This window comes from Luteibacter sp. UNC138MFCol5.1 (assembly GCF_900110505.1).
Taxonomy (GTDB): Bacteria; Pseudomonadota; Gammaproteobacteria; order Xanthomonadales; family Rhodanobacteraceae; genus Luteibacter.
Window position 1 is genome coordinate 818,225 of sequence record NZ_FODZ01000002.1, and the last position, 12,851, is coordinate 831,075.

At 70.0% G+C, this 12,851-nt stretch carries 11 protein-coding genes; 8 read left to right on the plus strand and 3 right to left on the minus strand.

Going from position 1 to position 12,851, the window contains the following annotated elements; all coding sequences use genetic code 11:
* The first annotated feature begins 91 nt into the window (after positions 1-91).
* From BMY69_RS08165 to BMY69_RS08190, 6 genes are all read left to right on the plus strand, one after another.
* Positions 92-766, plus strand: a complete 675-nt coding sequence (locus BMY69_RS08165; RefSeq protein ID WP_090055516.1) for a response regulator — start codon at positions 92-94, stop codon at positions 764-766.
* Positions 759-2,171: a sensor histidine kinase gene (locus BMY69_RS08170; protein ID WP_090176852.1), complete on the plus strand. Its 1,413-nt coding sequence runs from the start codon at positions 759-761 to the stop codon at positions 2,169-2,171. Before BMY69_RS08165 ends, BMY69_RS08170 begins: the two co-directional genes overlap by 8 nt.
* A 148-nt stretch (positions 2,172-2,319) precedes the next feature.
* Complete coding sequence (locus tag BMY69_RS08175) at positions 2,320-3,156, plus strand: alpha/beta hydrolase (RefSeq protein WP_090176855.1); 837 nt, start codon at positions 2,320-2,322, stop codon at positions 3,154-3,156.
* 2 nt (positions 3,157-3,158) lie between these two features.
* Positions 3,159-3,518: an EamA family transporter gene (locus BMY69_RS08180; RefSeq protein ID WP_090176858.1), complete on the plus strand. Its 360-nt coding sequence runs from the start codon at positions 3,159-3,161 to the stop codon at positions 3,516-3,518.
* A complete protein-coding gene (locus BMY69_RS08185; protein WP_090176861.1) occupies positions 3,515-3,913 on the plus strand; it encodes a DMT family transporter in 399 nt (132 codons plus the stop codon). Before BMY69_RS08180 ends, BMY69_RS08185 begins: the two co-directional genes overlap by 4 nt.
* A complete protein-coding gene (locus BMY69_RS08190; protein ID WP_090176865.1) occupies positions 3,897-5,108 on the plus strand; it encodes a DegT/DnrJ/EryC1/StrS family aminotransferase in 1,212 nt (403 codons plus the stop codon). Before BMY69_RS08185 ends, BMY69_RS08190 begins: the two co-directional genes overlap by 17 nt.
* Positions 5,109-5,283: 175 nt before the next feature.
* On the opposite strand, the gene tsaB is transcribed toward BMY69_RS08190, so the two are convergent.
* Together tsaB and creD are read right to left on the minus strand one after the other, a co-directional pair.
* Positions 5,284-5,973, minus strand: coding sequence for a tRNA (adenosine(37)-N6)-threonylcarbamoyltransferase complex dimerization subunit type 1 TsaB (gene tsaB, locus BMY69_RS08195; protein WP_090051961.1), 690 nt, complete (start codon positions 5,971-5,973; stop codon positions 5,284-5,286).
* On the minus strand, positions 5,970-7,307 hold the full coding sequence (gene creD / locus BMY69_RS08200) for a cell envelope integrity protein CreD (RefSeq protein WP_090176868.1): 1,338 nt from the start codon (positions 7,305-7,307) through the stop codon (positions 5,970-5,972). The genes tsaB and creD overlap by 4 nt, the downstream gene beginning before the upstream one ends.
* 189 nt (positions 7,308-7,496) lie before the next feature.
* Between creD and BMY69_RS08205 the strand changes: the two genes are divergently transcribed.
* Positions 7,497-7,889, plus strand: a complete 393-nt coding sequence (locus BMY69_RS08205; protein ID WP_090176871.1) for a cupin domain-containing protein — start codon at positions 7,497-7,499, stop codon at positions 7,887-7,889.
* A 64-nt stretch (positions 7,890-7,953) separates the two neighbouring features.
* On the opposite strand, the gene BMY69_RS08210 is transcribed toward BMY69_RS08205, so the two are convergent.
* Positions 7,954-9,879 (minus strand): ATP-dependent DNA helicase, encoded by a 1,926-nt coding sequence (locus BMY69_RS08210; RefSeq protein WP_090176873.1) that lies wholly within the window; start codon positions 9,877-9,879, stop codon positions 7,954-7,956.
* A gap of 77 nt (positions 9,880-9,956) precedes the next feature.
* On the opposite strand from BMY69_RS08210, the gene BMY69_RS08215 reads away from it, so the two are divergent.
* The gene (locus BMY69_RS08215; RefSeq protein WP_090176876.1) at positions 9,957-12,710 is read left to right on the plus strand and encodes a valine--tRNA ligase; all 2,754 of its coding nucleotides are present in this window, start codon (positions 9,957-9,959) and stop codon (positions 12,708-12,710) included.
* The last annotated feature ends 141 nt before the right edge of the window (positions 12,711-12,851 follow it).

Here is a 12,851-nt window from a genome sequence, read left to right on the forward strand (position 1 = left end):
CCGGTGCAAGCCGCCGCAGTGGCAGGAAAGACGCCGGAAAGCCTCCCGCGGCAGCATGCGCCGCACCCACTCCGGAGCGTATCCTCCCGCCATGCGCATCCTTCTCGCCGAAGACGACGCCGCGATCGCCGCGGCCGTGAAGAGCTCCCTCCAGCAGGGCGGCCATGCCGTGGATCACGTCGCCGACGGCGCCAGCGCCGACCACGCCCTGCGCGATCACGACTACGACCTTCTGGTGCTCGACCTGGGCCTGCCCATGGTGGACGGCAGCGACGTGCTCGCCCGTGCGCGCAAGCGCGGCTCGGGCGTGCCGGTGCTGGTGGTCACGGCGCGCGAAGGCCTCAAGGAACGTGTGCGCGTGCTCGACCTCGGCGCCGATGACTACCTCGTGAAGCCCTTCGCCCTGGCGGAATTCGAAGCGCGCGTGCGTGCCCTTCTCCGTCGCCGCACCACCAACGGCACGCCGGAGTTCCGCATCGGCAGGCTGCGCCTGGACATTCCCGGCCACCGCGCCTGGATCGGCGACGCCGCCCTCGACCTCACCGCGCGCGAATTCGGCCTGATGGAAGCGCTGGCCGCGCGCGCGGACAAGGTGACCAGCCGCGCGCAGCTGGTCGAAGCCCTGTGCAACTGGGACGAGGACCTCACCGACAACGGTCTGGACATCGCACTGCACCGGCTGCGCAAGAAGCTGCAAGGGTCCGGCACGAGCGTGCGGACGATACGCGGCCTCGGCTACATGCTCGAAGAATCGGCGGATGCCTGAACGCCGCCACGCGGCCCCGCGCCGGCCGGCACGTCCCAGCCTGCGCCGACGCCTGCTCACGTTCCTCCTCGTTCCCGTGCTCGGCGTGCTGCTGCTCGACGCGGTCATCGCGTACTACGCGGCGCTGGCGTACTCCAACCGGGTGCACGACGCGGATCTCTCGGACTCCGCGCTGACCCTTTCCGAGATGATCGGCAACGACGCGTTGCGCGGCGAGCTGACCGCGCAGGCGCGCTTCCTGCTCGAGTACGACCCGGATGGCCGGAACTACTACGAGGTGATCAGCGATCGCCACGGACGGATGATCGGCAATGCCGAGCTGAAGGGACCGGAGCGCAAGGTCGCCGTCGACGCCGTGCCACTGCTGTACGACACGATGCTCGGCCGTCGGCCGCTGCGCGCCGCCGTGATGCGCGTGCCCAGCCACCAGGATCCCGGCGACACGCTCACGATCACCGTGGCCGAGAACCTGCGCGACCGCCACATCCGCGCGCGCGAGATCCTCTTCCTCAGCCTGCCCATGCAGGCGTTGCTCATCGTCGCGGTGCTCTCGCTCGTGTGGTTCGGCGTGAGCCACGGTCTCGGCGTGCTGGAGCCGCTGATGTCCCGCCTGCGGCGGCGCGAGCACGACCTCGGCCCGATCGGCGAGGAAGACGTGCCGGTGGAGATACTCCCGCTCACCCGCACGATCGACGATCTCTTCGCCCGCATGCGCAACATGCTCGGGCTGCAGGAACGCTTCATCGCCGACGCGGCCCACCAGTTGCGCACGCCCCTGGCCGGGATCCAGCTGCATGTCGAGCGGCTCGAAGCCTCCGACGACCCGGCATCGCGGGCGGACGCGCTGGCGCACGTGCACCGCCTTGCCGCGCGTGCCGCGCGCACGTCGGCGCAGCTGCTGGCCCTCACCCGCACGCAGTCGCCCGACCTGCCCGACCACGACGGCATGGCGATCATCGACCTGGCCGGCGTCGTGCCCGAGGCCGTGGGCATGCGCGTCCACCAGGCCCTGAACCTCGGCGTGGACCTCGGCTACGAGGGCGTCGACGGACCCGTGCCGATCCGCGGGGACGCGCTGCAGATCCAGGAGGTGATCGACAACCTCGTGGACAACGCCTTCCACTACGCCGGCCGCGGACACACGGTGACCGTCTCGCTCGGACGCTCGGGCGACGAGGCCCTGCTGGCCGTCGAGGACGATGGCCCCGGCGTCGACGACGCGTTCCTCGACCAGCTGGGCGAACGCTTCTTCCGCGTGCCCGGCGTCGACGAGGACGGCACGGGCCTCGGCCTCGCCATCGTCGAGAGCATCGCCGAACGCCACGCCGCACGGGTGGCCTTCCGCCACGCCGCCTCCGGAGGCCTGCGCGTCGAACTCCACTTCCCGGCCGTGACGACCGCCTAGCCCGTTGGAGCGCACCTGGGCGCGATGGGAACGTGCCGCGAGCCCCCATCGCGCCCAGGTGCGCTCCCACGGTAACAGGGCCGGAAAGGCGCCTGAAACTCCTCGCTGGGACCATGGGCACATCGAAGCGAAGGCGCGAGGCGTCGGTGTGAGCAATTCGGCGGCATTCCAGTTCGAAGGCGGTCGTGACGGTGTCCTCCTCATCCACGGACTCACCGGCACGCCCACGGAGATGCGTCTGGTCGGCAAGGGCCTGAACCGCGCGGGTTACACCGTCGTGGGCGTGCAGCTGGCCGGTCACTGCGGCACCGAGGACGACCTGCTCGCCACCACCTGGCAGGACTGGTACGCGAGCGTCGAAGCGGCCGCCGAGGAACTCCGCGGACGCGTCGACCGCCTGTTCGTCGCGGGCCTGTCCATGGGCGCCCTGCTCGCGCTGCGGCTGGCCGCCATGCGGCCGGACTGGATCGACGGCGTCGGCGTCTTCGGCGCCACCTTCCGTTACGACGGCTGGTCCATCGGCTGGACGGGCAGGCTCTCGTTCCTGCTCCCGCTGTTCAAGCGCCTCGGCATCGGCCAGCGCCGGAGCTTCATCGAACAGCCGCCCTACGGCATTCGCGACGAGCGGCTGCGCGCGCAGGTCAGCGCGGCGATGTTCTCGGGCGACAGCGAGGCCGCCGGTCTGCCCGGCAATCCCTGGCCCGCGCTCGCCGAGATGGTGAAGCTGTCGCGCGACGTGCGCCGCCGGCTGCCGCAGGTGGTCGCGCCGTGCTTCATCGCGCACGCGGCGGACGACGACGTCGCCAGCATCGCGAACGCGGACCTCGTGGCGCGACGGGTGCGCGGCCCGATCGAAATGCTGCTGCTCGCCGACAGTTACCACATGATCACGATCGACCGAGAACGCCGCATGTTGATCGAGCGCACCGCCGACTTCTTCAACCGCGTCGCGCGCGACACGCGTTCGCCGCGCATGGCGGCGTGACGATGCACGGCCTGGTGCTCGCCCTATGGATCGCGAACGTGCTGCTCGACACGGCGGGCCAGCTGGCGTTCAAGGCGGCGGCGGGCGACGAACGCGCCGGAGACGGCCTCGCGCGCTGGCGCTACATGTTCGCGCGCCCCTGGATCTGGACGGGCATCGCCTGCTACGTCGCCGAATTCGTCGTGTGGATCGCGTTCCTCTCGCTGGTGCCGCTGTCCGAAGGCGTGCTGCTGGGCTCCATCAACATCGTGGCCATCATGATCGCGGGCCGTCTCCTGTTCCGCGAAAAACTCAGCCCGCTGCGCGTGACCGGCATCCTGCTCGTCGCCGCGGGCGTGGCCATCGTCGGAGCGGGATCGTGAAACGGTTCTACCTCGTCGGCTTCGCGTTGCTGCTCGCGTTCGATTCGCTCAACCTCGTCTGCTTCAAGATGGCGGGCGCGCACGCGCTGCCCGTCGAGGTGAGCACGGCATGGCTCGCGCGCGTCTTCGCGCACCCCTGGATCTACGGCGCGGTGCTCGGTTACATCGGCGCGTTCGTCACCTGGATGAGCCTGCTCAAGCACGCGCCGATCGGGCCCGCGTTCGCCGCGTCGCATCTCGAAGTGGTGAGCGTGATGGCGCTGTCGTGGTGGCTCTTCGCCGAACCCGTCAGGCCGACGCAGATCGCCGGAGCGATCGCGATCGTCGCGGGCATCGTCTGCCTCGCGATCGCGGAAGGCGACGAAGGGGCCGACGCCCATGCCGTTCCGGCCTGAGCGCGAGGCGCCGCCGACCGCCGGCCTGCCGTTGCGGCTGGCCGACCTGCGCGGCGACGTGCCCGCGCCCCTGACGGCCCTCGCCGCGCACTGGCTGGGCACGGATGGCGCGCAGCTCGAATGCTCGGGGACGGCCGCGTTGACGGTCGCGCTGCGCACGCTGTCGGAGCACGCGCGATCCCGCACCGAGGTGGCGATTCCCGCGTTCACGTGCCCGCTCGTGCCGCTGGCGGTGCGCCGGGCGGGGCTCGTGCCGCGGCTCGTCGACCTGTCGCCCGGTCACTTCGACATGGACCCGGACCGGCTCGCCGCCGCGTGCGGCGAGCGCACGCTGGCGGTCGTGCCGACGCACCTCGGCGGCCGCCTCGCCGACGTGACGACGGCGAACGCCATCGCGCACGCCGCGGGCGCCCTCACCGTCGAGGACGCCGCGCAGGCCCTCGGCGCGCGCAGCGGCGAACGCTTCGCCGGCACGCTCGGCGATGTCGGCTTCTTCAGCCTCGCCGCGGGCAAGGGCTTGTCGATCTTCGAAGGCGGACTCCTCGTCTCCCGCGACGCCGCGTGGCGCGAGCGCTTCGCCCGGACCTCGCGGCGCATCGCGCGCTGGCACCCGGTATGGGAGGCCCGTCGAATGATCGAGCTGACCGGTTACGCGGCGCTGTATCGCCCGCGCGGCCTCGGCCTGGCTTACGGACGTCCGATGCGGCGTGCATTACGGCGCGACGACCTGCTCGGCGCAGCCGGCGAGCATTTCGATCCGGATTTCCCGTTGCACCGCGTGGGCCGCTGGCGTCAGTCGGTCGGCGCCAGGGCGTTCGCGCGGCTGCCTCCGTTCATCGCCGCGACGACCGCGCAGGCGCAGTCACGCCTTCCGGCGCTCGCCACGCTGCCGGGCGTCACCGTGTTCCGCGACGACGGCGGCACCTGGCCGTATTTCATGCTGCTACTCCCCGACCGCACGACGCGCGACGCCGTGCTGGCGAGACTGTGGTCGTCGCGGCACGGCGTGGCGCGGATGTTCATCCACGCGCTGCCCGGTTACGACTATCTCGGCGGCATGGCCGGCGGCGACGACGTGCCGAACGCGCACGACTTCGCGGCGCGCACGCTGACCATCACGAACAGCCCCTGGCTCGACGACCCCGCGTTCGAGCACGTGTGCTCCGTGATCGAAGCGGTGCTGGTGTCCCGCTGAGAGCTTTCGACGCCCGGCAGCAGGACCTGCCGCTCTTCGCGAAGAGCCGTCGCGGCCGGGTCCGCTCCCACAGTCAGAGGGACACGGCCTTTGGTGGGAGCGGACCTGGCCGCGACAGCTTTTCAACGCTCGGCAACAGGACCGGCACCTCCTGGCGAAAGGCAGCGGGTCCCGCTCAGGCCTTGCCCTGCTCCACCAACGTCAGTGCCACCTTGTCGCGCAGGTACACCGGCAGCGCGAGTTCGGGCGCCACGGCCTGCCCGTCGCGGAAGCGGCGCGCGGCGACCTCCGCCACGTGCCGCGCCTGGGGGAAACGCGCGCCGTCCGCCGAGCGGATCGGCGCGGCGATGCGTTCGCGCAGCGCGGCTTCGTAGGTCGCCCAGCCGGTACCCACCACGTGCCAGCCGGACGCCTCGGGCAGCACGAGCGCGGCCGCGGTATCCACGCGTTCGCGATCCATCAGCGTGACGCTTCCGTCGCCTTCGCGACGCCAGGCGGCGACGTAGATCTCGCCCATGCGCGCATCGATCACCGAGAGGATCGCCGCATCGTCCTCCGGCGCTTCCAGCGCCAGCGCTTCCAGCGACGAGACCGTCACCACGGGCACGTCGAGGGCCATGGCCATGCCCTGTGCGAGGGAGACGCCGAGACGCACGCCCGTGAACGCACCTGGGCCGCGACCCACCGCGATGCCGTTCAGGGCCTCGCGCTTCAGGCCGGCCTCGGCGAGCAGTTCGTCCGCCATGGGCAGCACCAGCTCGGCGTGCCGGCGTGGCGCGATCTCGCTGCGCTCGATCACTTCGTCGCCGTGGACGAGCGCGACCGAGCAGGCTTCCGTGGAGGTTTCGATGGCGAGGAAGTTCATGGCGATTCCGTCGAAGGCAGGGGCGGCGTGCCGTAGGCGTACCAGTCGATGCGGCGGGTGAGGTACATCAGCAGCGCGATCACCGTCACCAGAACCACCGAACCGATCAGCAACGCGTACTGTTCCGCGCCGATCAGGCCGTAGAGTATGACGTAAACGAGCGCCAGGACGCCGCCGAGGCAGAGCCCCGCGCCCCGCGCGCGCAGGGCCGCCGTCGCGTAACCGCCGACGATCAGCACCACGGTCGAGGCCGCCACGGCGTACGCGGCCCCGAACCCGATCTGCTCGGAGAGCGCGAGCAGCAGCACGTAGAAGCTCGTCATGGCCGCGCCCACGAGCAGGTATTGCACGGGATGCAGGCGCAGTCCCTTGAGTATCTCGAAGAGGAAGAACGCGACGAACGTCAGCGCGATGAACAGCAGGCCGTATTTCCCCGCGCGGTCGTTCTGCTGGTAGACACCGCCCGGCTGGTGCAGCTTCACGCCGAACGCCGACGACGCGAGCCGGCCCGCCACCTCGGTGTTCGCCGCGTCCCAGTGCTGACCGTAGTCGCGATTGAGGTCGAGCACCTGCCATGCGGCGTCGAAGCCCTCCTTCGTCACGCTGCGCTTGCCCGGGAGCAGCGCGCCGGTGAACCCGGGGTCGGGCCACGCCGAGCGGATGCGCACGCTATTCGTGCGTGCCAGCGGCAGCGCCGAGAACGATTCCGTGCCGGCGATGCGCAGGGTGGCCGCGAAATCGATGGGTGTCGTCCGCCCGGCGTCGATCGGAAGCGGCGCCGAGAGCACCGTGTAGGGTCCCATGCGCGCCGCGGACGACGCGAACCGCACGGGCCGCCCGTCGACCGTCACGGACGTGATGTCCTGCACGCCGCGCGTGTCGGCGACGAGCAGGCGCAGCTCGGCCTTGCCCATCGCCCAGGTCGAGCCCGTGTCGGCGGCGAAACGGCGCAGATCGTCGGGAAGGATGCGGCCGCGCAGCGTCACGTCGCCCGTGTACACAGGCACCTCGTACATCCCGACGTGCCGGCGCTCGACGGTGAGGTCCGCGACGGTCGACTGCTGATCGGCGAGCACGATTTCCGTGCCGTCGCGCACGCTGGCGATTCGCCCGTCGCTGCCGGCGATCTCGTGCCTCGTCGGCACGGCGACGACGAGCCCGCCGATCGTCTGCGGCCCTCCCCATCCCTCGGCGACACGCACCGACGCCGCTTCGCGCATCGCCTGGCGCTCGCGCACCAGTCCATCGGCCTGCGTGAGCGGAATGAGCATGATCAGTGCGAGGGCGCCGATGCCCAGCACCTTCGCGGTGATCGATTGCGTCCAGCGGAACATGGCGGAACTCCTTGGCATGGGAACCTGGATCGTCGCGCCGCGACGGGCCACGAAGCGGCTGGCTTTCTGGCGGGAAGCGGGCGTTCGCTGGCCGAACGCTGAATAAGTCATGCGAATGAGAGTGTTCTCATGACAGCGCACGCGCGGGCAAGGACGATGCCCGCACCCCACGTCGCAAGGATCGCCACCATGCCGCCCGTCCAGCTAGCGCTACCCGCCGCCCTCATGATCGGCGCGGCCATCGCCGCCACGACGACACCGCCACGCACCGACGTTCGCGAACTCGCCAGCACGCTTCGCCTTTCGGGCGAGGGGAACGCGGGCACGTCCGGACTCATCGATGGCCGGCCGGCGTTGCGCATGCTGCAGGTGTCGATCAGACCGGGCGCGTCGTTGCCATGGCGGCATGGCGACGCCGGGTATGTCGTATCGGGCGAGCTCCGCGTCCAGGCGCCGACGGGCGACCTGCAGGTGATCCGTCCCGGCGACAGCATCCAGCCTGCGGCCGGTTCGCCGCATCACGGCGTGGCGGGTCCGGCCGGCGCGACGGTGATGATCGTCCAGGACGAAGGCGCTTCATGAGATCGCCGCGTCGATCGCGACGGCACCTTGGCTACCGAAGGGTGGGAGCCGATCGTATCGGCGACTAAATCGGCTCGTCGCCCTGCGCGAAGAACGAGACCACGTCGGCGAGCTCGCGCGTCCGCGGCATCGGTGGGAGGCTGGCGAGGAAGAGGCGCCCGTAGCCTTTCGTGCTCAGGCGCGGATCGCACAGCACCAGCACGCCGCGATCGTGCACGTCGCGGATCAGGCGTCCGGCGCCCTGCTTCAGCGCGATCACGGCGGTCGGCACCTGCCAGCCCATGAACGGATTGATGCCGGCCTCCTCCAGGGCTTCCAGGCGCGCCTGCAGCACGGGATCGTCGGGCATCGCGAACGGCAGCTTGTCGATCACCACGACGCTCAACGCTTCGCCGGCGACATCCACGCCTTCCCAGAAGCTCGCCGCTCCCAGCAGCACGCCGCGGCCGCTCGCGCGGAATTCCTCCAGAAGACGGTGGCGCGGCGCGGTGCCCTGCACGAACAGCGGCCACGGCACGCTCCCTTCCAGCAACTCCGCGGCACGGCGCAGGGCACGGTGCGACGTGAACAGCAGGAACGCCCGGCCGTCCGATGCCTCGAGCACGGGACGGATGGCCGCAATCACGCGATCGGTGTAATCGCGCGCGGCCGGGTCCGGCAGATCCCTGGGCAGGTACGCGAGCGCCTGCCGCCGGTAGTCGAACGGGCTCTCCACGTGCAACGTGCGCGGGTCTTCGAGGCCGAGCTGACGCGAGAAATGGCCGAAGTCGCCCGCGATCGACAGCGTCGCCGACGTGTGGATCCACGCCGCGTCGGTCGACATGCGCATCGCCCGCAGCGGCGAGGCGAGGTCCAGCGGCGTCGCATGCAGCGCGAAGCCGCGCGGCCAGGTCTCGTACCAGCGCACGTCGCTGGCCGAATGCTCCTCGGCGATGCGATCCAGCCGCAGGCTCAGCATCTGCGCACGTTCGTAAGCGTTCGCCAGGCCCCGCGAGCGCTCGCCAAGGGCCGCCAGCAGATCGGACAGCGCCGCCATCACGTCGCGCAGCTCGACAAGCGTCTCGCGCACCGTCGGGTCGCGATCGAGGGCGCCGAGCGGGCCCCGGTTCGGCAACGGTTCCATCGCGAGGCGCAGCCGCTTTACGAGGTCGCCGATGACCTCGACGGGCTCCAGCAGCTGGCTCGTCGCGCCGGTGACACCTTGCGCCTCCGCGAGCGCGTCCTGGCCGAGCTCGACGATCTGCCGCGAACTCACGCTCTGGGAGAAGAACTGGCCCGCCAGCTCGGGAATCTGATGCGCCTCGTCGAGGATGAACGCGTCGGCGCCCGGCAGGATCTCGCCGAACCCCTCCTGCTTCAGCGCCAGGTCGGCCATGAGCAGGTGGTGGTTCACCACCACGATGTCGGCCTCCATCGCCTCGCGCCGCGCCTTCACGACGTGGCACTCCTCGAAGAACCGGCATTCGGAGCCGAGGCAGTTCTCGGGCGTGGAGGTCACGCGCGGCCAGACCGGCGAATCCTCCGGGATGTCCACCATTTCCATGCGGTCGCCCCGCCGGGTCCGCGCCGACCACGCCCGGATCGCGGAGAGCTGGGAGACCAGCTGGCGGTCCGGATTGCCCTCGCGCACCGCCTGGTCCAGGCGATACAGGCAGAGGTAGTTGGCGCGCCCCTTGAGCAGGCTCGTCCGGGCCCGGCTGCCCAGCACCGAGTGGACGCGCGGCAGGTCGCGGAAGAACAGCTGGTCCTGCAGCGCCTTGGTGCCGGTGGAAACGATGACCTTGCGCCCCGACATCAGGGCGGGAACCAGGTACGCGAAGGTCTTGCCGGTACCCGTGCCCGCCTCGGCGATGAGCATGTCGCGCTCGCCGATGGCCGTGGCCACGGCGGCCGCCATGCGCTGCTGGGCCTCGCGGGGCGCGAATCCCGGTACTTCACGGGCGAAAGGGCCCTCCGCGCCGAGGATCGCGGCCACTTCGAGTTCAGTCATCCCGCAAGTATCGCCTACAATGGCGGTCTTTACGTCTTCCAAAGCGCGCCGCCGCGGCGCGCGCCGAGAGCCCACGCATGGACAAGAGTTTCGAGCCCAGCCAGATCGAGTCGAAGTGGTACGCCCAGTGGGAGGCCAACGGCTATTTCAAGCCGTCCGGCAAGGGCACGCCTTACACGATCATGCTGCCGCCGCCCAATGTCACGGGCACCCTGCACATGGGCCACGCGTTCCAGCACACGATCATGGACACGCTCGTGCGCTACCACCGCATGCGCGGCTACGACACGCTCTGGCAGCTCGGCACCGACCACGCCGGCATCGCCACCGAGATGGTCGTGACGCGCCAGCTGAACGCCGAAGGCAAGCAGCGCGCCGACTTCGACCGCGAGGCGTTCATCCAGCGCGTCTGGCAGTGGAAGGAAGAATCCGGCGGCACGATCGGCCGCCAGATGCGTCGCATGGGCGTGTCCGGCGACTGGAGCCGTGAGGTCTTCACGATGGACCCGGGCCCGTCCAAGGCCGTGGTGGAAACCTTCGTGCGCCTGTACGACGAGGGCCTGATCTACCGCGGCCAGAAGCTCGTGAACTGGGACCCGGTGCTGAAGACCGCCATCTCGGATCTCGAAGTGGTCAGCGAGGAAGAAGACGGGTCGCTCTGGTCGATCCGCTATCCGCTGACCGATGGCAGCGGCGAACTCGTCGTCGCCACGACGCGCCCGGAAACGATGCTGGGCGACGTCGCCGTGGCCGTGCATCCGGAAGACGAGCGCTACGCGCACCTGATCGGCCGCATGCTCGCGCTGCCGCTTTCCGACCGGCAGATCCCGATCATCGCCGACACGTACGTCGAGAAGGATTTCGGCACCGGCTGCGTGAAGATCACCCCCGCGCACGACTTCAACGACTACGCCATCGGCCAGCGGCACAACCTGCCGATGATCAACATCCTCACCGACGACGCGAAGATCAACGACGCGGCGCCGGAGAAGTATCGCGGCATGGACCGCTACGTCGCGCGCAAGGCGGTGCTCGCCGACCTGGAGGCGCAGGAACTCCTCGTCGAGACGAAGAAGCACAAGCTGCAGGTGCCGCGCGGCGACCGCACGGGCCAGGTCATCGAGCCGTACCTCACGTGGCAGTGGTTCATCCGCATGGACACGCTCGCCGCGCGCGGCCTCGAGCTGGTCGAGCAGGGCCACGTGAAGTTCGTGCCGGAGAACTGGATCAACACGTATCGCCACTGGCTCGGCAACATCCAGGACTGGTGCATCAGCCGCCAGCTCACGTGGGGCCACCAGATCCCTGCGTGGTACACCGACGGCGGCGCGATCGTCGTGGCGCACGACGAGACCGAGGCGCGGGCGAAGGCCGACGCGCTCGGCCACGCCGGCCCGCTGCGTCGCGACGACGACGTGCTCGAAACCTGGTTCTCGTCGTCGCTGTGGAGCCATTCGACGCTCGGCTGGCCGGACCCGCAGGCGCAGGCCGAGCGCGGTTTCGATCGCTACCTGCCGACGAACGTGCTGGTCACCGGTTTCGACATCATCTTCTTCTGGGTCGCCCGGATGATCATGATGACCGACCACTTCACCGGCAAAGTCCCGTTCAAGGACGTCTACGTCACGGGCCTGATCCGCGACAAGGACGGCCAGAAGATGTCGAAGTCGAAGGGCAACGTCCTCGACCCGCTCGACCTCATCGACGGCATCACCCTCGACGAGCTGCTCGCCAAGCGCACGCGCGGGCTGATGCAGCCGAAGATGGCCGAGAAGATCGAGAAGGCCACGCGCAAGGAGTTCGCCGACGGCATCCCCGCCTTCGGCGCCGACGCCCTGCGCTTCACCTTCGCCTCGCTCGCCACGCACGGTCGCGACATCAAGTTCGACCTCGAACGCTGCGGCGGCTACAAGGCCTTCGTCAACAAGCTTTGGAACGCGTCGCGCTTCGTGCTGATGAACCTCGGCGACGGCCCGGTCGCGGTCGCGAAGCCGACGACGGAAGCCGAGCGCTGGATCCTCACGCGCCTGCGCGACACGCTGGCGACGGTGAAGGAGCAGTTCGCGCTGTACCGCTTCGACCAGGCCGCGCAGGCCCTGTACGAGTTCACCTGGAACGAGTTCTGCGACTGGTTCCTCGAACTGTCGAAGCCGGCGCTCAACGGCGGCGACGCCGCGCAGATCGCGTCCACGCGCTACACGCTCGTGCACGTGCTGGAAACGCTGTTGCGCGCGCTGCATCCGCTGATCCCCTTCGTCACCGAGGAAATCTGGCAGCACGTGCGGCCGGTGCTCGGCATCGAGGGTGAAACGGTGATGCTGCGTCCGTACCCCGAAGCGACCGATGTCGAGGGCGACGCGACGGCGACCGCCGAGATCGAATGGGTCAAGGACGTCCTGACCGGCGTGCGCCGCATCCGCGCCGAGATGAACATCGCGCCGGGCAAGGTCATCCCCCTGCTGTTCGCCGACGGCGACGCCGCCGATCGCGAACGCGCCACCAAGTTCGCCGCGCAGGTGGCGTTCCTGGGTCGCGTGGAATCCCCGACCTGGGTGTCGGGCGAGGAGCCCGCGGCCGCGGTCGCCGTCGTCGGCGGCATGCGCGTCCTGATCCCGCTCGCCGGTCTCATCGACGTCGACGCCGAGAAGGCGCGCCTCGCGAAGGAAATCGCCCGCGTGGAAGGCGAGGTGCGCAAGTGCGAAGCGAAGCTGGGCAACGCCAACTTCGTCGCCAACGCGCCGGCGGAAGTCGTGGAGCAGGAGCGCCAGCGCATCGCGGACTGGACGCGCCAGGCGGAAGCGATGCGCGAGCAGGCCCGCAAGCTGGGGTAAGCAACCGACGCGGTGTAGGAGCGGACCCGGCCGCGACGGCTCTTCGCCCTGGTCGCCAAGTTCGCGCGCCAGCTCCCAGCCACGGCCTCAAACATGTCGCGCCCAGGTGCGCTCCCACAGGTGCAATTGTGGGAGCGGACC